Annotated in this window: 21 protein-coding genes; 7 read left to right on the top strand and 14 right to left on the bottom strand. The window is 64.4% G+C overall.

Features of this window, described 5'->3' with window-relative positions; translation table 11 throughout:
* The first annotated feature begins 132 nt into the window (after positions 1-132).
* Positions 133-876, top strand: coding sequence for a L,D-transpeptidase (locus DW352_RS16200; RefSeq protein WP_245434141.1), 744 nt, complete (start codon positions 133-135; stop codon positions 874-876).
* A 93-nt stretch (positions 877-969) separates the two neighbouring features.
* Positions 970-1,530: a L,D-transpeptidase gene (locus DW352_RS16195; RefSeq protein WP_115692309.1), complete on the top strand. Its 561-nt coding sequence runs from the start codon at positions 970-972 to the stop codon at positions 1,528-1,530.
* Between the two features lie 170 nt (positions 1,531-1,700).
* Here the strand turns inward: DW352_RS16195 and DW352_RS16190 are convergent, their stop codons facing one another.
* The 3 genes from DW352_RS16190 to DW352_RS16180 form a co-directional block, all read right to left on the bottom strand.
* On the bottom strand, positions 1,701-2,705 hold the full coding sequence (locus DW352_RS16190) for a Bug family tripartite tricarboxylate transporter substrate binding protein (protein ID WP_162827003.1): 1,005 nt from the start codon (positions 2,703-2,705) through the stop codon (positions 1,701-1,703).
* Positions 2,706-2,743: 38 nt separating this feature from the next.
* Positions 2,744-4,033, bottom strand: coding sequence for an MmgE/PrpD family protein (locus DW352_RS16185; protein ID WP_162827002.1), 1,290 nt, complete (start codon positions 4,031-4,033; stop codon positions 2,744-2,746).
* A 234-nt stretch (positions 4,034-4,267) separates the two neighbouring features.
* Complete coding sequence (locus tag DW352_RS16180; protein ID WP_245434139.1) at positions 4,268-4,750, bottom strand: GNAT family N-acetyltransferase; 483 nt, start codon at positions 4,748-4,750, stop codon at positions 4,268-4,270.
* A gap of 288 nt (positions 4,751-5,038) precedes the next feature.
* Here DW352_RS16180 and trpS point away from each other — a divergent pair, with 288 nt between their 5' ends.
* Both trpS and DW352_RS16170 read left to right on the top strand, forming a co-directional pair.
* Complete coding sequence (gene trpS, locus DW352_RS16175) at positions 5,039-6,061, top strand: tryptophan--tRNA ligase (RefSeq protein ID WP_115692306.1); 1,023 nt, start codon at positions 5,039-5,041, stop codon at positions 6,059-6,061.
* A 271-nt stretch (positions 6,062-6,332) separates the two neighbouring features.
* The gene (locus tag DW352_RS16170; RefSeq protein ID WP_115692305.1) at positions 6,333-6,986 is read left to right on the top strand and encodes a hypothetical protein; all 654 of its coding nucleotides are present in this window, start codon (positions 6,333-6,335) and stop codon (positions 6,984-6,986) included.
* Between the two features lie 60 nt (positions 6,987-7,046).
* Here DW352_RS16170 and DW352_RS16165 read toward each other — a convergent pair whose 3' ends face one another.
* The 3 genes from DW352_RS16165 to lepA are packed head-to-tail and all read right to left on the bottom strand — an operon-like array spanning position 7,047 to position 9,514.
* Positions 7,047-7,376 (bottom strand): type II toxin-antitoxin system PemK/MazF family toxin, encoded by a 330-nt coding sequence (locus DW352_RS16165; RefSeq protein ID WP_115692304.1) that lies wholly within the window; start codon positions 7,374-7,376, stop codon positions 7,047-7,049.
* On the bottom strand, positions 7,373-7,651 hold the full coding sequence (locus DW352_RS16160) for an antitoxin MazE family protein (RefSeq protein ID WP_115692303.1): 279 nt from the start codon (positions 7,649-7,651) through the stop codon (positions 7,373-7,375). Before DW352_RS16160 ends, DW352_RS16165 begins: the two co-directional genes overlap by 4 nt.
* Positions 7,652-7,702: 51 nt before the next feature.
* Positions 7,703-9,514, bottom strand: coding sequence for a translation elongation factor 4 (gene lepA / locus DW352_RS16155; RefSeq protein WP_115692302.1), 1,812 nt, complete (start codon positions 9,512-9,514; stop codon positions 7,703-7,705).
* 224 nt (positions 9,515-9,738) lie between these two features.
* On the opposite strand from lepA, the gene DW352_RS16150 reads away from it, so the two are divergent.
* Entirely contained in the window at positions 9,739-11,274 is a 1,536-nt protein-coding gene (locus DW352_RS16150) for a glycosyltransferase family 39 protein (protein WP_115692301.1), read from the top strand.
* On the opposite strand, the gene DW352_RS16145 is transcribed toward DW352_RS16150, so the two are convergent.
* The gene (locus DW352_RS16145; RefSeq protein WP_115692300.1) at positions 11,268-11,477 is read right to left on the bottom strand and encodes a hypothetical protein; all 210 of its coding nucleotides are present in this window, start codon (positions 11,475-11,477) and stop codon (positions 11,268-11,270) included. The genes DW352_RS16150 and DW352_RS16145 overlap by 7 nt on opposite strands.
* 123 nt (positions 11,478-11,600) lie before the next feature.
* On the opposite strand from DW352_RS16145, the gene DW352_RS16140 reads away from it, so the two are divergent.
* Positions 11,601-13,325: a bifunctional metallophosphatase/5'-nucleotidase gene (locus DW352_RS16140; RefSeq protein WP_115692299.1), complete on the top strand. Its 1,725-nt coding sequence runs from the start codon at positions 11,601-11,603 to the stop codon at positions 13,323-13,325.
* 279 nt (positions 13,326-13,604) lie between these two features.
* Here the strand turns inward: DW352_RS16140 and ahcY are convergent, their stop codons facing one another.
* Positions 13,605-15,017, bottom strand: a complete 1,413-nt coding sequence (gene ahcY, locus DW352_RS16135; RefSeq protein WP_115692298.1) for an adenosylhomocysteinase — start codon at positions 15,015-15,017, stop codon at positions 13,605-13,607.
* 315 nt (positions 15,018-15,332) lie between these two features.
* Here ahcY and DW352_RS16130 point away from each other — a divergent pair, with 315 nt between their 5' ends.
* Positions 15,333-15,812: a glutathione peroxidase gene (locus DW352_RS16130; protein WP_115692297.1), complete on the top strand. Its 480-nt coding sequence runs from the start codon at positions 15,333-15,335 to the stop codon at positions 15,810-15,812.
* Positions 15,813-15,852: 40 nt separating this feature from the next.
* Here DW352_RS16130 and DW352_RS16125 read toward each other — a convergent pair whose 3' ends face one another.
* The 6 genes from DW352_RS16125 to DW352_RS16100 form a co-directional block, all read right to left on the bottom strand.
* Positions 15,853-16,416, bottom strand: a complete 564-nt coding sequence (locus DW352_RS16125; protein WP_115692296.1) for a c-type cytochrome — start codon at positions 16,414-16,416, stop codon at positions 15,853-15,855.
* Positions 16,403-17,677 (bottom strand): sulfite dehydrogenase, encoded by a 1,275-nt coding sequence (gene soxC, locus DW352_RS16120; RefSeq protein ID WP_115694442.1) that lies wholly within the window; start codon positions 17,675-17,677, stop codon positions 16,403-16,405. The genes DW352_RS16125 and soxC overlap by 14 nt, the downstream gene beginning before the upstream one ends.
* Before the next feature lie 301 nt (positions 17,678-17,978).
* The gene (locus tag DW352_RS16115) at positions 17,979-18,281 is read right to left on the bottom strand and encodes an HPr family phosphocarrier protein (protein ID WP_115692295.1); all 303 of its coding nucleotides are present in this window, start codon (positions 18,279-18,281) and stop codon (positions 17,979-17,981) included.
* Positions 18,278-18,679 (bottom strand): PTS sugar transporter subunit IIA, encoded by a 402-nt coding sequence (locus DW352_RS16110; RefSeq protein WP_115692294.1) that lies wholly within the window; start codon positions 18,677-18,679, stop codon positions 18,278-18,280. Before DW352_RS16110 ends, DW352_RS16115 begins: the two co-directional genes overlap by 4 nt.
* Before the next feature lie 241 nt (positions 18,680-18,920).
* Entirely contained in the window at positions 18,921-19,376 is a 456-nt protein-coding gene (locus tag DW352_RS16105; protein WP_115692293.1) for an HPr kinase/phosphorylase, read from the bottom strand.
* A gap of 155 nt (positions 19,377-19,531) precedes the next feature.
* Positions 19,532-21,232, bottom strand: a complete 1,701-nt coding sequence (locus tag DW352_RS16100; protein WP_115694441.1) for a sensor histidine kinase — start codon at positions 21,230-21,232, stop codon at positions 19,532-19,534.
* Positions 21,233-21,488 lie beyond the last annotated feature (256 nt).

The raw sequence follows: 21,488 nt of genomic DNA, 5'->3' as shown, positions 1-21,488 counted from the left end.
ACCACCGTTCCGCGATGGTTCGAAAAACGCAAGTATTTCAATAGTTTTTATGGTTAACAAATGCTTTACAAGTTCCATCCGGCGGGTGAAACTCCTTAACCTGTCAGGGTCGCTGCATTTGGGGCTGGTGCCATGCGTAACCTCGCTATGACGGCCATGTTCGGTGTGCTGATGATGACGCTGCCCGCGCGCGCGGAGCTTGTCGTCAGCATCAGCAAATCGCAGCAGCGCATCTCGGTGGCGGTGGACGGCGAAGAGGCCTACCGCTGGCCGGTGTCCACGGGACGCAAAGGCTACTCGACGCCATCCGGCACGTATCGGCCGACCCGGCTCGAGCGGCAGTGGTATTCGCGCAAATACGATTGGGCGCCGATGCCGTGGTCTGTGTTCTTCCACCGCGGCTATGCCATGCACGGCACGACCGAGACGCGGAACATCGGCCGCCCGGCCTCGCATGGCTGCGTGCGCTTGCGGCCGGACAATGCGTCGGTCTTGTTTTCCATGGTGCAACGGTACGGCGCGAAGCAGACCAAAGTCGTCGTGCTGGACGGCCCATTGCCGCGCGCGCCGGGCGGTCAGCCGATGGCGGAAGGACCCGCCGCGACGAAGCCTGCAACAGTCGCCACGAAGGATGTGAGCGATGAAAAGCCCGCCGGCGGCAGCGAGCATCTGAGCGCCAAGACGAGCAACAAGGCTTATGCCGCGCAGGCGCGCGCCACCGATGGGGATGAGCAACCGGTCGTGCGGCGTGCCGCCCGCACTCAGGTCGCCACGGTCGAGCGGTTGAGCGTCTCGGTCGGCAGCGAAGGGCATGTGATGCGCGAGCGCGACGCCTGGCTGCGTGCGCTCGACCGCAAGTACGGCATTACGCGTTAACCTCAACGCCATGCCTCTCGCGTTGAGCGGTTTGATTTAGGTTAAAGAAGGAGCGACATGACGGTGCCAGGTTGCGCCGTCGGAGAGTGTGCGATGTCGCGTATCCTGAGTGCTTTGGCCGCCTGTGCCTTTATGGTGTGCGCGATCGCGCGTGCCGATGCGGGCGTCGTCGTCACCGTCAATAAATCCACGCAGCGCCTCACCGTCGAAATCGACGGCGTCACCCGATATCAGTGGCCTGTGTCGACCGCCCGCTGGGGCTATCGCACGCCCAACGGCACCTACCGGCCGGAGCGGCTCGAGCGCAAATGGTACTCGCGCAAATATGACTGGTCGCCGATGCCGTACTCGATCTTCTTCAATGGCGGCTACGCCATCCACGGCAGCTACGAAATCTCCCGGCTCGGGCGGCCTGCCTCGCACGGCTGCATCCGTCTGCATCCGAACAATGCCGCCATCCTGTTCGCGCTCGTGCAGGAGCATCGCCGCGATACGGTGATCGTCGTCACGGGCGATCGGCCGGCGCCGGCGCCCGAGGTCAGCCGGCCGGTGCGGCGGACGCACGGCCGGGATTTCCAGCAGTTGTTCGATCCGGACGGTGACGACGGCTACTACTACGCACCGCCGCCGCGCTGGCGCGGCGGGCCGTATTGAGTGCCCTGTCGCCAGTTTGAGATTGGATTGCGTCGAGCCAGTCTCCGCTCATTCCCGCGAAAGCGGGACTCCAGCAGGCCCTACCAAATTTGCGCTACCGCGCTGGGTCCCCACTTTCGCGGGGACGGGCGGAGTGTCGCGCGATTCAGTCGACCAGGCGCGTGCTTGCTCTAATCCAAGCTGACGCCCGTCACCTTCACGGCGTCGCTCCAGAGCTTGCGCTCCTTGGCGAGAAACTCGTCCGAGGTCTCCGGCGGCACCACCATGATCTCGATCGACTGCTTCTCCAGCGCCTTGGCATAGTCTTCGCTGGTGATGACGGTGTTGAAGTCCTTGCGCAGCTTGGCGAGGATCGGCGCCGGTGTCTTGCTGCGCGCCACCACGCCGAACCATGTCGGCGCATCGAGCGTGGGGAAGCCGCTTTCGACCAAGGTCGGCAATTCCGGGCTGAAACGGCTGCGCTTGCCGGTGGTCACCGCAAGGGCACGCAATTGGCCTGACCGCACCAGCGGCATGGCGGCCGACGCGGCGGTGAAGGTCATGCCGATGCGCCCGGCCAGCAGATCGGTCGTGAGCGGCGCCGCGCCCTGATAGGGCACATGCAAGAGTTCGATGCCGGCCTGATGTGCCATGATCGCGGTGGTCAGATGCGTGAGCGAGCCCGGGCCGTTCGAGCCGTACGAAATTTCGCCGGGCTTCTTCTTGGCAAGGTCGATCAGCTCCGCGACCGAGTTCACCGGTACGGTCTTCGGATTGACCAGCAGCACATTGGCGATGACGCCGAGCATGCCGATGAAGGTGAAGTCGGTGGCCGGATCGTAGGAGATCTTCTTGTACAGCGCCTTGTTGATCGCGAGGATCGCCTGTCCGGCGACCAGCAAGGTGTAGCCGTCGGCATCGGTGCGCGCGACGAGTTCACCGGCGATGTTGCCGCCGGCGCCGGCGCGGTTCTCGACCACGGCCTGCTGGCCTAGGAGCGGGCTCACGCGCTCGGCGGCGATGCGCGTCAGCGTATCGGTCGGACCGCCGGCCGCGAACGGCACGATGAGGCGCGGATTGCGCGTCGGATACTCCTGCGCGCGCGCCTTGAGAACGAATGGCGCGGAGAGTGCCGCGCCGAGCACGGTGCGCCGCGACAATTCCAATCCGAGTGCCGGCAAGTTCGGCCGTTTCATGATCCACCTCACTTTGATCGATGTAATGCGAAAACAGTCTATGGGCGTCCCAACGAAAAGCATTGGCGCGCCGGTGTTGTCGCGCTGGCTTCAAGCGCGAAAGCGACGAGCGCTTCGGCATGTGGCCGGCCGACGATCGAATCCGTGTAGCGGTGGAATTTGGCGACGGCCTCGGCTTGCGTCATCGGCATCGACGGATCGCCCGCGACGGCATCGACCGTATCCGACAGCGCGGCGCCGTCGATGGTGAGCGTGAGCGTGGCGCCGCGGTGCGTGCGCGCCGGATCGACGTCGACGGCGATGCGGCGTTCGAGATCCGTGATCGCCGGGTCATCGAGCTTGGTGTAGGCCTCCGGCCCGAGGTCGCCGAGCACGAGCGCGGCCGCGACCGCGTAGGACAGACTGAACTGCGCCTGGATGGCGGTTTGTGGCGCGCGATTGCCGCAGTAGCGCATCGCCTCGTCATAGACCTGCAGCCGGATCGCGCCGAGTTTGGCCAGCGAGAAAGCGGGATGCTGACGCAAGCGCAACGCGGCGGCGACGCCGTAATGCGTATGGCGCACGGCGGCGAAGGGCTTCAGATAGCCGTCCAGAATTGTCCAATGACCGGCCGGCGTTGGATTGGCGTCGTTCTCGGCGCGCAGTACACGGCGGCGGCCTTCTTCGAGCGCACCATCGGGCATCGTGAAGTTCGCGTCCGCCGCGGCGGCGGCCATGACGCCGAGCAGCACGGCATGCGCCGCATAGGTGTTGCGCAACACCGAGCCGACGGTGATCGGCAAATACAGGCTGGCTGGAATCTGACAGGCGGCGGCTTCGATTGCCGCTTGCACACGCTGCGGTCCCGAGGTCAACCGCGCGACCGCCGCGGCAACGCCGAGCGAATGCGAGCTGCCGTCGACATGCCAGCCCGGCGGAATGCGCCAAGATTCGCCGGCGCGGGTGCCGATCTCATAGCCGGTCGCCAGCGCCAGCAGCAGTTCGCCGAGCGTCGCATTGCGAGTCGCGGCGAGCGCCAGCAGCGCGGGAACAACGGGCAGGCCCGGCCGACCATGCGCCGAAGCATTGCCTTCGCAGGCTTCATCCCAGCACGCCGCCGCCGCACCGAGCGCGCCGCTGGCGGCCGGCGCGAGCTGGATGTCCGAGGCGGGCCAGGCGACGTCGCCGGGAAAGGCGACGCGCAGCGCGCGACCGAATGCCTTAACGTCGGGATGGTTCAAGCCGGCGAGCAGACAGCCAAGCGTATCGAGCAACAGAAGGCGGGCCTTCGCTTCGACATCGGCCGGCAACGCATCGCACCGCACGAGCCACGCCGTTGCGTCGGCCAAGCTCGCGCTTCGATCGGCATGTGCGCCCGCAGTCAATTATCACCCCGTGTGGCTATCATGAGCGGCGCGATGATATCGCGCCACGGTCCATGCGCAACGATGAACGGTCGCTTTGGCCGCTTGTACGTCGCCAAAAAAGCCTTTGAATGCTGCAAAGATCGTTCTTTGTCGCTGCTTGCGGTAGGCCCTGCGGCTATGTCGCGCTCAGGGGGCGAGTGCGGCGCGCGGCTTGAATCAAGCCGGCGGCAAGGTCGCGCGCATGAGGCGCGCATCCGCGCCGTAGCTTGCGATCTTCGCGGCAAGACTTCTGTCGTTCACGGCCTCGAAGCCGTGCTTGCGCCAGAAGCGTGCGGAATTGTTCACGGCGACGAGCGTGATCGTGGCGAAGTGGTTCTGCCGCGCATGAGCCATCAGCGTTTTGACGATCGTGTTCGCGACACCGCTGCCGCGCGCGTCCGGCATCAGCGCGATGTCATGGATGTAGTAGGTCGATGGCGTGGCCGGCAGTTTGCCCAACAGCGTATTGAGCGCGGGTGGCGCCGCGTCCTGCCAAGGGTGACTGATGACGTAGCTGTCGACGGCACCGCCGTGTTCGTGGACCAGACAACCAGTCGGATACAGCGCGAGACGTTCGGCAAAGACAGCCGCGTCTTCCGGCAAGGACGGGTGCACCGCGGCGGCGATGTGCAGCACCCGCGGCAGATCGGCGTCGGTCATCGCGCGCCACAAGGCTCGGCTCCATCGATCGGAACAGCGGCACTTCATAGTCGCTGGCCCGCGCGCGGTCGAGTCGCGCGCCTGCTTGCCGCGCAACTGAAATTGTGGCATGCGGGACGCATGATCGACGTTGCGATATCCGCCCGAGCCTATTGGTGGCGCTCCTTGTAAGGAGCGGCACGTCGTCTTTCATTTGAAGCCATCAGACGTGGCCGCCGGGTTTCGGCAGGCGACGTATGTTCAGAACAAGCTTTCCGACACGCGGCGGCTCCCAACCGGAGAACCGCCATGCATGCCCCTTCAACGACCAAGCCCGTCATCCTTACCGGCGACCGCACCACCGGTCCCCTGCATCTCGGCCACTATGTCGGCTCGCTCAAAAATCGCGTGACGATGCAGGACACGCATCGCCAATTCCTGCTGCTCGCCGACAATCAGGCGCTGGCCGACAACGCGCACGATCCGGAGAAAGTGCGCCGCAACGTCATCGAGGTGGCGCTCGATTATCTCGCCGTCGGCATCGATCCTGAAAAGACCAGCATCTGCGTGCAGTCCGGCCTGCCGGCGCTTTGCGAGCTGACGATGCTCTATATGAACTTCGTCTCGGTCGCCCGGCTCGAGCGCAATCCGACCATCAAGGACGAGATCCGCGCGCGTGGCTTCGGCCGCGACATTCCGGCCGGGTTCCTGTGCTATCCGGTCGCGCAAGCGGCCGATATCACCGGCTTCAAGGCAAGCGTCGTGCCCGTCGGCGAAGACCAGGCGCCGCTGATCGAGCAGACCAACGAGATCGCGCGGCGCATCAACAACCAGATCGGCCGCGCGGTGCTCATCGAAGCAGAGGCCGTCATTCCGAAGGTCGGGCGGCTGCCGGGCATCGACGGCAAGGCGAAGATGAGCAAGTCGCAGGGCAACGCGCTGCCGCTGTCGGCTGCGCCCGACGAGATCAAGCGCGCGGTGCACCAGATGTACACCGACCCGAACCATGTGCGCGTCAGCGACCCCGGCTCGGTCGAAGGCAATGTGGTCTTCACTTATCTCGATGCGTTCGACCCGGATGAGGACGGCGTCGCTGACCTCAAGGCGCGTTACCGCCGCGGCGGCCTCGGCGACATGGCGGTGAAAGCGCGGCTCGAGGTCTTGTTGCAGGATTTGCTGGCGCCGATCCGCCAGCGCCGCGCGGCGTTAGCGCGCGATCCGGATTTTGTGTTCGACGTTCTGCGCGACGGGACTCGGACGGCGCGGGCGATCACGCAAGCGACGCTGGAGGAGGTGCGGGAGGGGTTGGGGTTGTTTGAACTAGGTTTCTAGCCAGACAGTCTTCGATCGACGGCAGTCATGAATGGTGTAGTTCGGTGATGACACGTGCCTCGGGCGGCCGCATACTAGCTTGCCTTCCGAACGGAGAGGCAGGTCGAACGCAAGACCGCGCGCCTACATGGCCGAGCGGTTACGATTGGGACCCCATCGCGCTGCACGACGACATGAAAGACGCTGGCGAATTACAGCCGATGGAGAGCGCTGCGGAGTAGGCTGTTGGGCGGGTTGGCCGAATGCGTAACGCAACACGTCTCGCGCCAGAATGGCGGACACGCTGCGCTATCTGCCTTTCGGGGCTGACGATTCAATGCCGGTGGGCGTATATCGGATGCGAACGTCGAGCAAGGAGACCTCTCATTACCAGGCGCAAATGACCATCGCTATAACGATAGATTGCAATGCCTGGAATGATTTTTTCAATAGCGGCATGGACCTCGTGGCCGAGCTCCCGCCGGGCGATTTTAGCCTTTTTATGCCGCGCGAGATTGAGATTGAAATTCAAGCTATCCCAGACGTGAGTAAGGATGGGTGCTCTAATCGAGCGCTTAAGGATTACATTTACGATACGATCGCGCGGCATTCAGTTACAACAGTTGGCTACTTTGGGTTTGCTGAGGCCGACTGTTATTTAGGATTCAATCAAGGTACTTTTATGTCTGATAATGAGCGCAATTGGTATGCGACTGAAATACCAAAGCGTGTTCTAGGTAAGAAGAGGACCGGCTCAGATTTGCCCAAAAATATGGCCGACACCGCCGTTGCTGCTAGCTCATTTTACACAGTGATTCTGACGGCGGATAGCAAGCCGGGGCCAATTAAGGACGCCTACAAGGCTGGAGGGAAGGTTATTTACCTAAAGGACTTCCATGCACAGACACTATCCTTGCGAGATTTCATCAAAGCCCAGCTTCCCTGATGTCGCTCTCGGAGCGCCTGAACGCCTCCTGTGGGATGTTGGCCTCGCAGTACTTATGCATCACCGATCCAGCCCGAGGACAACGAACAGCGCGCGGTCGAGCCGCTCCATGGTCGAGGCATCGACGGCGCCTAGCACGCGCCGAACGCGATCGGCCCGCGTCGCGGCAAGCTTGTCGGTCATGATTTGAGAGCGCAAGCGCAAGCCGTTCGCAGCGTCTGGTTCGACAATGGGACGGATCGTTCCCGGCTCGTGGATTTCGGATGTCATCGGACAAATGATGACACTGGTGGCCGACGCGGTAACGCTGTCCGACTGGACGATCACGGCCGGGCGCGGCTTGCCGACGTCGCCCTGCATGAGAACAAGAACGACATCGCCGCGCTTCATTTCAAGTCTTTATCGTCGTAGACCCAGTCGCTGTCGTCGTAGATTTTTTCGATCCAGTTATCGATCTCAGCGTTGGCAGGGTGCTTTGCCAATTCAGCCATTTCGCGGCGCAAATCGGCTCGCACCTTTGGATCGCGCAAATCGGGCACCCAATGCTGCACCGGCCGCAGGCCTTGCGAACGTAGCCGGTCGCGTCGCGCTTGCATGCGCTCGCGTGCCGTCTTTGGCTTGGCTTTCGAACGGGTCTTTGATCCCGACTTGCGAGGTGCGGTCATCGCTGACTCCTGAAGCCTAGCGTAACATGTTACGCAGCCTGCCTCAAGCCGCTACACATCCACCTTCAGCGCGGCGATGAACGCTTCCTGCGGAATGTCCACCTTGCCGTATTGGCGCATCTTCTTCTTGCCCTTCTTCTGCTTGTCCAGAAGCTTGCGCTTACGGGTGGCGTCGCCGCCATAGCACTTGGCGGTCACGTCCTTGCGCAGGGCGCGCACGGTCTCGCGGGCGATGATCTTGCCGCCGATGGCGGCCTGGATCGGCACTTGGAACATGTGCGGCGGGATCAGTTCCTTGAGCTTCTCGACCATGCCGCGGCCGCGCGTCTCGGCGCGCGTTCTGTGCACCAGCATCGACAGCGCGTCGACCGGCTCGTCGTTGACGAGGATCGACATCTTGACGAGATCGGCTTCGCGATAGTCGGTGAGGTGATAGTCGAACGAGGCATAGCCCTTCGACACCGACTTCAGCCGGTCGTAGAAATCGAACACCACTTCGTTGAGCGGCAGTTCGTATTTCACCATGGCGCGGTTGCCGACGTAGGTCAGTTCCTTCTGCGTGCCGCGGCGGTCCTGGCACAGCTTGAGCACGGCGCCGAGATATTCGTCGGGCGTCAGGATCGTCGCCTCGATCCAGGGCTCTTCGATCGACAGGATCTGCATCACGTCCGGCATGTCGACCGGATTGTGAATCTCGATCTGGCTGCCGTCGCGCAGGTTCATCTTGTAGATGACCGACGGCGCGGTCGCGATCAGGTCGAGGTTGAACTCGCGTTCAAGCCGCTCCTGGATGATTTCCAGATGCAGCAGGCCGAGGAAGCCGCAGCGGAAGCCGAAGCCGAGCGCGGCGGACGTTTCCATTTCGAACGAGAAGCTCGCGTCGTTGAGCCGCAGCTTGCCCATGGCGGCGCGCAAGTCTTCGAAAGCCGCGGCGTCGATCGGAAACAGGCCGCAGAACACGACCGGAATCGCCGGCTGGAAGCCGGGCAGCGGTTGGATATCGAGATTGCGCTGGTCGGCGATGGTGTCGCCGACGCGCGCGTCCGCGACTTCCTTGATCGACGCGGTGATCATGCCGATCTCGCCGGGGCCCAGTTCGTCGACGATGGTCAGCTTCGGCGTGAACACGCCGCAGCGGTCGACGTCGTAAGACGCGCCGGCACCGATCATGCGGATGCCCTGGCCCTTCTTGAGCACGCCGTCGACCACGCGCACGAGCACGACGACGCCGAGATAGGCGTCGTACCAAGAGTCGACCAGCAGCGCCTTCAGCGGCGCGCTGCGGTCGCCCTTCGGCGGTGGCAGCCGCGTCACGATAGCCTCCAGCACGTCCGGTACGCCGAGCCCGGTCTTGGCCGAGATCATGACGGAGTTGGAGGCGTCGAGGCCGATGACGTCCTCGATCTGCTGCTTGATGCGCTCGGGTTCGGCGGCCGGCAGGTCGACCTTGTTCAGCACCGGCACGATTTCGTGGCCGGCATCGAGCGCGTGATAGACGTTGGCGAGGGTCTGCGCCTCGACGCCCTGGGAGGCGTCGACGACCAAGAGCGAGCCCTCGCAGGCAGCCAGCGACCGGTTCACCTCATAGGCGAAGTCGACGTGGCCGGGGGTGTCGATCAGGTTGAGAATGTAATCTTTGCCGTCCTTGGCGCGGTAGATCAGGCGCACAGTCTGCGCCTTGATGGTGATGCCGCGCTCCTTCTCGATCTCCATGTTATCGAGAATCTGTTCCTTGCCCGCCATTTCGCGCGCGTCGAGGCCGCCGGTGAGCTGGATCAGCCGGTCGGCAAGCGTCGATTTGCCATGGTCGATATGCGCGACGATGGAGAAATTGCGGATGTTTTCGATCGGAACAGACGTCATGGCGGCGAGATAACACCCCGACAGAGCGTCTACAAGCGGGCCCCGACAAGCTTGCCCGGCGGGCCAACACCCTCGGCCATCGTCCTCCACGAAAGCGGAGGACCCAGTACGCCGTGCCGCCTCGATCGTGCGCGGCGCACCGGATTCCGGGGCTCGCGCTTCGCGCTCGCCCAAAATGACTGCGGAGGTGACGGGTGCCGCTGACGTATGCGATAGCTCCGGCCATGCCCCTGTCCGCCCCGTTCTCCGCCATTCGCCGCCTTCCGGCCCTGTTTCGCGCCTCGCTGATCGACCCGGTGCGGGCGGACAGCACGGTGCTGCTGTCCTTGGCGTTCTACGTCGCCGTCTGGACGGCCTACGGCACCATCGCCAAGGCGCCGCTGGGGCTGCACCCCGACATGGTCGAGATCGTCGCCTGGTCGCGCGATCTGTCGCTCGGCTACCTCAAGCACCCGCCGCTGGCGGCTTGGCTGGTGGCGGCGTGGTTTGCCGTGTTCCCGGTGACCGAGTGGGCCTACTACCTGCTCGCCATGCTGATGCCGGCGGTGGCGCTGTGGCTCGCCTGGAAGCTGTCGGCCGACTACCTCGATGCCGAAAAGCGCGTGGTCGGGCTCCTGCTGCTCATGCTGGTGCCGTTCTTCAATTTCCATGCGCTGAAGTACAACGTGAACACGGTGATGATGCCGCTGTGGGCGGCGACCACGCTGGCGTTCCTGCGCTCGTACCGGACTTCGAGCCTGAAATGGGCGGCCCTGGCCGGCGTGTGTGCCGCCGGCGCGATGCTCACCAAATACTGGTCGGTGTTTCTGCTGGCCGGGCTCGTGGTCGCCGCGCTGATCGACCGGCGGCGCATGGCTTACTTCAAATCCCTGGCGCCGTGGGTCACCGTCGTTGCCGGCGCGGTCGTCCTGGCGCCGCACATCGTCTGGCTGGTCGACCATCACTTCGCGCCATTCACGTATGCGATGGTCGTGCACGGCGAGAAGTCGTTAGCGACGACGGCGGTGAGCGCCGTCGGCTATATCGGCGGCTCGATTGCCTACGTCGCAATTCCGCTGGTCATCGTGGCGGTGATGGCGGCCTTCAACCCGGCGACCTTCGCCGACATGGCCTGGCCGCAGGAGCGCGAGCGGCGGCTCGCCGCCTTGGCCTTCTGGCTGCCGTTTCTGCTGCCCGCGCTCGGCGCCATCGTCGGCCGCAGCGAAATCACCTCGTTGTGGTCGATGCCGGCTTTCACCTTGCTCGGCGTGCTGCTGTTGTCGCCGCCGGGCGTCATCGTGCGCGCGGTCGATACGCAGCGCTTGCTTGTCGCCGCGATCGTTGTGCCGCTGGCGATGCTCGCAGCCTCGCCCGGCATTGCCATCATGGGACAGCGCAAGGGGCCGCCGGCCGCATCGGCGCAGGCGGCGCTGTTGGCGCATCAAGTCGAGCAGGCGTGGCGGCAGATGACGCCGGCGCCGCTGCGCTTCGTCGGCGGCGAGGCCGACCTCGCTTACGGCGTCGTCACCTACGCCGCCGACCGCCCGCGCGCGCTGACCGACATGCCGCCTCCCGACGCGGCCGAACTCGCGCGCGACGGCGCCGCCTATGTCTGCATGGCCGACGATCAGAACTGCCGGCTGAAGGCGGCGGAGCTTGCCGTGAAGGTGCCGGGCAGCCGCACGGTGGAAAGCTCGATCGTGCGCGCTTTCCTGCGCACGCCCGGCCAGCCGCAGCGGTACACACTCATTCTGGTACCGCCGCAGTTCTCACGTCAGTAAACCGAAAACGTCGCCAGCAGATAGACCAGCGCGAGGCCCCAAAGGCCCGTCGTCCACCAGACGACGGAATTGCGCTGTTCGGACATAGCGGCTTCGGCGATGGCACGAGACGCGCGCTTGTGCATGACGTCCTCCTGCTCGAATGACGCGGCATCATCGCCGGCGCGCCCGGCGGCGAGTTGATTCGTGTCAACGGCCGCCATCCGCAGTAATACTTACCATCCGGCACGGGCCGCGCCGCGGGGGCGGTATGAAGCGGCGGCGATGCTTGAAAAAGTGACAGCCAGCTGATTGATGCGGATGGTCTGCAGGGGGAGAGGGGCGGGATGCGCAGGAGTCTTTGGCGGGCCGACGAAGCCGCGACGTCATCGATTTTCGTCAAAGTCGGTTGGATGTTGGGCCTTGTCTTCCTCGTCACGCCCCATCTGATCGGCGCAGCCGCCGCGGAGCCGGCCGAGCGCCGCGTGACCTTCCTCACCGTGAACGACATCTATCGCATCGACGGCGTCGCCGAAGGCAAGAGCGGCGGCCTCGCGCGCCTGCGCACGTTGCGGACCTGGATCGAGCGCGATGCGCCGGACGCAATCCTGCTGCACGCCGGCGATTTCCTGTCGCCGTCGCTGGTCGGCAAGGTGTTCAAGGGCGAGCAGATGATCGACGCCATGAACAATCTGCACGGTTATCCGAAGACCTTCGATGCCCGGATGTTCGTCGCCTTCGGCAATCATGAGTTCGACGATTCAAAGTGCAACAATCCGGCGTCCCCGCTCGACAAACGTATTGCGGAGTCGCAGTTCACCTGGCTCGTCAGCAACCTCGACTTTTCCGGCTGCGCGAGCATGAGCGGTGTGCCGCAGCGGCGCAACGTCAAGGACGGCGCCATCGTTGACGTCGGCAACGTCAAGATCGGCCTGTTCGGCATTGGCCTCACGCCCGACAAGAAAAGCGCGCCGGACTATCCGCGCTTCGAGGAGGCGCTGCCGGCTGCGCGGCGTAGCGTGGCGGCCTTGCGCGACCGCGGCGCCGAACTGGTCGTCGCGCTCACGCATTTGCCGCGCGAGGACGACGAGACGCTCTTGCGCGAGCTCGCCCCGGCGGGGCTCGATCTGCTCGTCGGCGGCCACGACCATAACAACATGGTACTCATGGACAGCGCGGGCCGCCCGCGCGGTTTCAAGGCGGACTCGGACGGCCGTTCGGCATGGCGGATCGACGTGCTGTTGACATCGGGACAGCGGCCGCGCGTCGAGGCGCAGCTCATTGCCCTTAACGAGGCGATCCCGCCCGACGAGCCGATGACGAAGCTGGCCGCTTGGTGGGCGGCGCGCGCCGACGAGGAGCTGTGCCGCAGGCGCAAGGATGCGGAGGGCAAGCCAGCCTCGCCCCTCTGTCTCGAAGAGCAGATTGGCCGCACGCAAAGCGTCATTGAACTGGAGGAAACCGCGAACCGCAGCCAGGAGACGGGCTTCGGCGACTGGCTGGCGGACGCGGTGAAGAAGGACACCGGAGCGGATGTGGCGATCGTCAATTCGGGCATCCTCGGTTTGAATGAGGATCTGGCGGCGGGGACCAAGCTTCGGCTGCGGCACGTCGCCGACGCTATCCGCTTTGACGATGTCATCGCGGTGCGCGTGCTTCCGGCCAAGCAGGTCTGCGCCGCGATCGCGCACGGTCTGCTGCACCCGGGAACGGGCGCTTGGCCGCATCTCGCCGGCGTCAAAGCCGAGGTGACGCGCGCCGACAACACATATACGGCGGCGGCCGTGACGCGCTTCGTCGGCAAGAAGGGCGTCACCTGCAAGAGCAACACGCCGATCAAGGTCGCGGCGCCGCCTTTCCTGTTGTGCGGCGGTGACGGCTATCCGCTGTTGGCACCGGGCGAGACCTGCATCGCCGATTTGCAGAAGGCGCCGCTGCCCCCCGGTACCAAGCATAAGCCGCGCAGGCTGAGCGAGATCGCCGAAGCGGCCATTCGCGCCGCCGGTCAGGCCGGCATCAAGCCGGAGAAGGACGGCCGCGTGCGGTTTACGGAAGTCGGCGGAGCCAACTAGGGCATCGTGCGAGGCGGCAGAGCATGGGTGCTCGAGATTGAAGCAAGCGTAGCCGCGGACTCGCTTAACCTCTCCCATGGGGAGAGGTCGCCGCGCGGAGCGCGGCGGGTGAGGGGTTATAGCGAGGGATCGTATCCCCCTCACCCCAGCCCTCTCCCCAAAGGGGAGAGGGAGCACGCCCTGCCTGTGGCAGATGCTGCGGCTTCAGCTAATTACGTGCTAAACAAAAATGGCCGGGCGATTGCCCGGCCATCTCGTTCGCGTCGGAATGTCGAACGCTTAGTAGCGGTAGTGATCGCTCTTGAACGGGCCTTCGACCTTCACGCCGATATAGTCGGCCTGGTCCTTCTTCAGCTCGGTGAGCTTGACGCCGATCTTGGCCAGATGCAGGCGCGCGACCTTTTCGTCGAGCGACTTCGGCAGCACATAGACTTCCTTCTTGTACTTGCCGTCCTTGTTGTTGGCGAAGAGCTCGATCTGCGCCAGCGTCTGGTTGGTGAAGGACGCCGACATCACGAAGCTCGGGTGACCCATGGCGTTGCCGAGGTTCACCAGGCGGCCTTCCGACAGCATGATGATGCGGTGACCATCGGGGAACTCGATCTCGTCCACCTGCGGCTTGATGTTGTTCCACTTCAGGTTTTTCAACGAGGCGATCTGAATCTCGTTGTCGAAGTGGCCGATGTTGCAGACGATGGCGCGATCCTTCATCGCCCGCATGTGGTCGATGGTGATGATGTCCTTGTTGCCGGTCGCGGTGACGAAGATGTCGGCGATCGGCGCGGCGTCTTCCATCGTGACGACCTGATAGCCTTCCATCGCCGCCTGCAGCGCGCAGATCGGATCGATTTCCGACACCATCACGCGGCAGCCGGCCTGGCGCAGCGACGCGGCCGAGCCCTTGCCGACGTCGCCGAAGCCGGCAACCATCGCCACCTTGCCCGACATCATGACGTCGGTGCCGCGGCGGATGCCGTCGACCAGCGATTCACGGCAGCCGTAAAGGTTGTCGAACTTCGACTTGGTCACCGAGTCGTTGACGTTGATGGCCGGCCACAGCAGCGTGCCGGCCTTCTGCATGTCGTAGAGACGGTGCACGCCGGTGGTGGTCTCTTCCGAGACGCCCTTGATCGAGTCGGCGATGGCCTGGAAGTAGCCCTTCGGCTTTTCCTTGAGCTGCTTCTTGAGCAGGGCGAAGAACACTTCCTCTTCTTCCGAACCCGGCTTGTCGAGGAACGCCGTGTCGCCCTTCTCGGCGCGCAGGCCGAGGTGGACGTACATCGTGGCGTCGCCGCCGTCGTCGAGGATCATGTTCGGATAGCCGCCGCCGTGCCAGTCGAACAGCTTGGCGGTGTAGTCCCAGTAGTCCTTCAGCGTCTCGCCCTTGACGGCGAACACCGGCACGCCGGCGGCGGCGATGGCGGCGGCGGCGTGATCCTGCGTCGAGTAGATATTGCACGATACCCAGCGCACGTCGGCGCCGAGCGCGGTGAGCGTCTCGATCAGCACGCCGGTCTGGATCGTCATGTGCAGCGAGCCGGCGATGCGGGCGCCCTTGAGCGGCTGCTTCGGGCCGTATTCCTCGCGGGTCGCCATCAGGCCCGGCATTTCGGTCTCGGCGAGCGAGAGTTCCTTGCGGCCGAAATCGGCGAGGCCGATGTCCTTGACGATGTATTCCTTGGCGACGGGCATGAGGGTCCTTCCACAAACGGAATTGGGGGATGAAATGTGCCGGCCGTGCCTATAACAGTCCCAGGCCGGGGTCGCAATGCATATATAAAGATTTCTTTATGTAGTCTGTTCGGCCTCGATGCTGGTCGAATAGGTATTTCAGCACCACAAATTCCGACCGAATGCCGGTCATCCGGCATTGTCGGCCCAGATGGGTTCCGGCGGGAGCAGGGCGGCGGCCGCCGGGACTGGCGCGGGAGAGACCGCTGGGGGATGGTGGTTTCGGTTCGGCGGCGGGAAGCGCAGCTCGGTAGCGCTCCAAGACATGGGCAAGCGATGACGACATTGTACGACTTCAGCGCACAGGACCTCGCGGGCACGGCGGTGCCGCTCGCGCGCTTCCGCGGCCAGGTGCTGCTCATCGTCAACACCGCCAGCCAGTGCGGCTTCACCAAGCAGTATGCCGGCCTCGAGCGGCTCTACGAGGAGCTGAACGGGCGGGGCTTTGCCGTGCTCGGCTTTCCCTGCAATCAGTTCGGCGGCCAGGAGCCGGGCGACGCCGAGGAGATCGCCAGCTTCTGCAAGCTGCAATACGACGTGCGCTTTCCGATGTTCGCCAAGATCGAGGTGAACGGCGCGGGCGCTCATCCGCTCTATCGCTGGCTCAAGGGCGAGGCCAAGGGCCTGCTCGGCAGCGAAGCGATCAAGTGGAATTTCACCAAATTCCTGATCGACCGCGACGGCCACGTGGTCGAGCGCTACGCGCCGACGACCGAGCCGGCGGCGATTAAGCCGGACATCGAACGTCTGTTGTGAAAAAACGGGCGCCCGCCTGGGCGGGCGCCCAACTGGTGGGCTAGCGGTAAAGGCCGAGCTCCGGCCGCGGGTCGGGTTCGAAACCGTCCCGGTTCGGCATCGCCACTTTCGGCAGCGATTTCGCGTCCATCGTTTCGTTGGCCTTGATGATCTTGGCTTCCGAAAGGATGTAGGCAACGAGGCTGTACACCTCGTCGTCGCTGAGTGTGCCCGGCGATGTGAACGGCATTGCCCGTTTGATGTAGTCGAAAAGCGTCGTGGCATAAGGCCAATAGCTTTCGACTGTTTTGACGGGAGCGTCGGTTGCCAGCGTGCCGCGTCCGCCGATCAGTTTGTCGCCGCCGAGTCCGGCGGTCGGATTCCCTTGCAGCTTATCGCCATGACAGGCGGCACAATTGTCGGCGAAAAGCTTGGCGCCGTTCGCCGCTGTGCCGCTACCAGGGGGCAGGCCTCGGCCGTCAGCAGGAATGGAGAAGTACTTCGCCAGATCCTGCGGAGTTGCCGGTGTGCCGAAACCATAATGTGACTGGACCTGCGCCGCGGCGACCAGCGGTACAGCCGCGACGAGCGCCGTTGCGATGATGCGGAGCTTACGCATGGACATTGGTTATGCTCCCATCGGCGGCAACGCCCCAGCTCTGGATCGCGTTGAGGTGATAGACCGATCCGGTCGGTCCGTTGTCGCCGCGAATCGCGGTGAGCTGTTGCAACGTGGGCTGGATGTAGCCCGTCTCGTCGGTGCAGCGGCTCTGTAACACGGCGGGTTTGCCGTCCCACATCCATGGGAAGCTGAACCGCACCGTGCACATGGGCTCGGGCAGCGAGTCGATGCGCGCCGGGTACCAGGTTTTTCCGCCATCGATCGACACGTCGACGGACTGTATCCGGCCGCGCCCCGACCAAGCCAGGCCGGTGACGTTGTAGAAACCGGGTCCAGGCAGCTTCATGTCGCCGGACGGGAACGTGATCACCGATTTGGCGTCCATATCGAGCGTGAACTGACGCGCTTTTCCGTTCGCCATGAGGTCCGTGTACTTCGATGTCTCTTCACGCGTCATGAATGGCTTGTCGCTGACTTCCAGGCGGCGGAGCCATTTGATGTGCGTGTTACCCTCGTAGCCGGGCAACAAGAGACGCACGGGATAGCCTTGTTCGGGACGAATTGCCTCGCCATTCTGACCATAGGCCAGCAGGGCGTCGCTCAGCATCTTCTCCATCGGGATGCTGCGCGTCATCACTGCGGAATCAGACCCCTCAGCCAAGACCCAGGTGCCGCCGTCCTTCAGGCCGACTTCGCGCGCGATCGTGGCGAACGGAACGCCGGTCCACTCCGATGTGCTCAGCAGACCATGCGTGCCTTGCACGGTCTTCAAGGTCGGCTTTTTCCATTCAGTGAGGCCGTTGCCTGAGCATTCGATGAAATGCCGGCGCGTGACTGACGGGAAGCGCTTCAGATCGGCCATCGTGAATTTCAACGGCTTGTCGACCATGCCATGCACGACAATGAGGTGCCTGGAAGGATCGATTGTCGGGATGCCGTTGTGATGACGTTCGAAGTGGAGTCCCGACGCTGTAAGGTTGCCGACCATCTTGTCGAGCGGCGTCAGACTCCAAGACGTGTTTTCGTTCGGCGTTGGATAGCGAACTCGCACTTCGCTTTCGAACTGCGAGCGCGAACCATAACCGCCGTCACCAGCGACGGGACGTCCCGGTACTTTTGTCGGATCGTCCGGCACGTCGAAGTATTCCGCGCCCGGCGGGGCTTTTTGAGCTGTAGCCGGATTGGAGAGGAGTGCGGCGGCAGCGCCGGCCGTGCTGCCTGCTGCGAACAGGAAATTCCGTCGGCTTGCGCGTGCCGGGAACATTCCCTCCTTGCAGTCGCAGTCTTCAGACTCGGCCGCACGATCGGCCATGGCGCGCTGTTCGGCGGCGATCATGCCGTCGACCATGCGTTGAGTCTTTTCGTCGAGATCAATATCAGGCGGCGCCTTCATCAAGGCTTCCTCCTTTTTAAGTTGCCCCCCCCGGATCACCCTATGTAGAAAACTACCGTTGTGCCAGCTATGCGCACGGGTAGGCGCCGCGCCAGGCTCCGGAATGCGAGGCAAGTTTTCAGAAATTTGCGATGATTGTGTCTCACGCGAGATGCAGTGAGACGGTGCGTGCTTATTCTTCTTCGCCGAAGCGATTGGCGACAAGCGCGGTGAGTGCATCCATCGCCGCTTGGGCGTCCGGGCCGGAGCAGGCAATGGTGATGGTCGTGCCCGGTGCGGCGGCGAGCATCATCAGCCCCATGATCGAGGTGCCGCCGACGGTCTCGCCGTGGCGCGTGACCTTGATGTCGGCGTGAAACTGTTCGGCGGTCTGGACGAATTTGGCCGAGGCGCGGGCGTGCAGGCCCTTCTTGTTGACGATCATCACCTCGCGCACGAGCGCGGACGTGCCGTCGGCTGCCGCGGGCTCGCTCATTTACCGCTGAGGACCCGGCTCGCGATGGTGCAGTACTTGCGGCCGGCTTCCTGAGCGGCCGCGACGGCCGTCTCGAGCGGTGCGGTTTCGCGCACCTTGGCCAGCTTGATCAGCATCGGAAGGTTAATGCCGGCCAGCACTTCCACCTTGGGCTGGCTCATCACCGAGATGGCGAGGTTGGAAGGCGTGCCGCCGAACATGTCGGTGAGGATGGCGACGCCTTCGCCGCTGTCCACCCGTTTGACCGCGTCGAGAATGTTCTTGCGACATTGCTCGACGTCGTCATCGGGCCCGATGGTAATGGCTTCTATCTGACGCTGGGGACCCACGACATGCTCCAAGGCCGAGCGAAACTCGGTGGCGAGCCGCCCGTGGGTCACTAATACGAGGCCGATCATTCCGAACTCCTCGCGGGCGCGTTTTTGCGCCGCACGAAAGGGCCGACATTCAGGCCCATCTGAAGCCCCATTGCAAGGGGCCTGCCCGCTATATAAGCGCTCTGTTGCACTGCGAAAAGGTTGAGCCAAAGAGGGGTGCTCGGGGGCGTCGGTTTTCGGCCTGTCGAAGCCTAGGCCGGTTATCGTTAATTATTCCAACCGTGTCGAAGGGCGCCGCAGTAGCGCACCTCGCGCCCCACCGTCAATCACCCGCAGAAAGGGTGGCTAGGCGCCCTAAAACCAAGGGTAGAGAAGCCTGTTCGCGCGCGACCGGTAGGCGTGGCAACAGGACACCGGCGAGCGCGGTCTCAAACGCCTCCGGCTCCGGCAGGCGGGCGGCGTCGGCGGCGGCGAGGTCGACCAGGAGGCCGATGGCCGCCACGGGCTCATAAGGCAGGCGGCGGATGCCGAGGCCGCGGATTTCCAGAAGGCCCGCCAGCACTTGCGCCGGCCGCACCAGCAGCCGGCCGGCGTGTGCATCGATATGGACGCGGTCGTCGCCGACCAGCCGCGCGAAGGGCAGGGCGCCTTGCGTGGCCGCCGCGATCAGCTCCCACGCCAGCCGCGATTTGCCGGCGCCGGCGGGCCCGCGGATCAGCACGGCCGTGGCACCGACAAGCACGGCCGAGGCGTGGATGGTGGTGCCTGTTGAGCCCATGCGCAGAATTAGTCCCCTCATCCTGAGGTGCGAGCGAAGCGAGCCTCGAAGGATAAGCGGCCCGGGATTCAGTGCCTGTCCTCCTGCGAGGGCCGCTACGCGGCCACCTCAGGATGACGGATCAAGGCGAGGTGCGCCACCAGGTTCGGGCGGCTTCACATCGCCGGCAGGCGCACGATGAAGCGCGCGCCCGTGACGCGCGGCTCTTCGTCGCCCGCCGCCGGCGGCGCGGTGCGGTTCTCGGCGCGGATGCTGCCGCCATGCGCTTCGACGATCTGCTTCGAAATGGAGAGTCCGAGACCGGAGTTCTGGCCGAAGCCCTGCTCCTCGGGCCGGTCGGTGTAGAAGCGCTCGAAGATCTTCTCCAGCGCATCGGGCCGGATGCCGGGGCCGTCATCGTCGACGACGATCTCGATGTCGCTTTTGAGCCGGCGGCAGGTCACGCGCACCTGGCCGCCTTCGCGCGAGAACGAACGCGCGTTGTCGATCAGGTTGCTGACGACTTGTCCAAGACGCGAGTCATGGCCGGGCACGCGGAAGCCGCCCGAGCCCTCGAAGTTGAGCGTCACGCGCACGTCGCCGCGCACTTCGTTCGCCGCCGTCACCAAGGCATCGAGCAACTTGGCCACGTCGACCGGCGCGGCTTCCTGGCGCTGCAATTCGGCATCGAGACGGCTGGCGTCGGAGATGTCGGAGATCAGACGATCGAGCCGTTTCACGTCGTGCTCGATGACGTCCAATAGCCGCTTGCGGTTGGCGTCGGTCTTGGCCATCGGCAGCGTCTCCACCGCCGAGCGCAACGAGGTGAGCGGATTCTTCAATTCGTGCGATACGTCGGCGGCGAAGCTTTCGATCGCTTCGATGCGGCTGTAGAGCGCGTTGGTCATGTCGCGCAGCGCGCCGGACAAATGGCCGATCTCGTCGTTGCGGCGGGTGAAGTCGGGGATTTCGACGCGGCTGCGGATCCGGCGGCGCACGCGCTCCGCGCCGTCGGCGAGCCGACGCACCGGGCCGGCGATCGTGCCGGCCAGCAGCATCGACAGCACCACCATCACGCCGGCGGCGATCAGGAACACTTTGAAGATGGCGAGCCGCTCGGCTTCGACCATGTCGTCGATGTCGGCGCCTTGCGTCGAGAGCATGAGCGCGCCGCGCACGGCGCGGAAGCGCTGCACCGGCACCGCCACCGAGACGATCACTTCGCCGCGGTCGTTCACGCGCACCATGCTGGCGTGCAGGCCGTTGAGCGCTTGCGTGACTTCCGGATAGCCCTTGCCGTTCTCGGGTCCGAGCTCCTTGTAGATCGGCAGATCGCCGCGGCCGAACCAGCGCCGGATCGCGATGAAGGCGCGTTCCATCAGGCCGGGCTCCGCCGTATCGGGCGGCGGCAGGTCGAAGCGCAAAACGTCGCCGCGGCCGTAGAGATTGCGGCTGTCGAGGATCAGCACGCCGTCGCGATCGTAAATGCGCGCCCGCGTCTTGGTCGGCGAGACGAGGCGGCGCAGCACCGGCGCGACGCGTTCAGGATTGATGGGAAACTCGATGCCGGACACCGCGTCGTCGGCGGGACCGTAGCTCTCGCCGGCCTGCAATTCGAGCAGCCGTTCGGGATCGATGGTGAGCGCATCCGTTTCGACCGTGGCCGATGCGGCGATGGCGCCGGCGATGATCTCGCTCTGCACCAACAGGCTCTGCACGCGCGCATCGATGAGGCCGGCGCGGAATTGCGAGAGGTACATCACGCCGACGACCAGCGCGCAAAGACCGGCCAGGTTCAGGAAGACGATGCGGCGGGTGAGGCTGGAAAAGCTTTGCGAGACGAAGAAGGCCCAGGCCGACTTCAACGGCCGGCGCATGGCGGCAAACCGCGACGACGGCGTGCGCGGCGTCTCGCCGCTCTTGGCACGCTGGGCCGCTTGAGCTTGGGTTTCCGCAGTACGATCGAGCACGTCGTTTCAATCCATAGGTCTGGATTTACCCGCCGAGTCTACCGCAATTGCGGTCCTTCAGTCAGGCTTTAGCTCGTCGCCCCAATCTCCGTTCATTCCCGCGCAAGCGGGAATCCAGAACTACACCGCACCAGATGCCGCGCTGGGTCCCCGCTTTCGCGGG

The organism is Pseudolabrys taiwanensis (assembly GCF_003367395.1).
In the GTDB taxonomy this organism is placed as follows: Bacteria; Pseudomonadota; Alphaproteobacteria; order Rhizobiales; family Xanthobacteraceae; genus Pseudolabrys; species Pseudolabrys taiwanensis.
The sequence above is the reverse complement of the archived record's forward strand: the minus strand, read 5'-3'. Positions and strand labels throughout refer to the sequence as shown.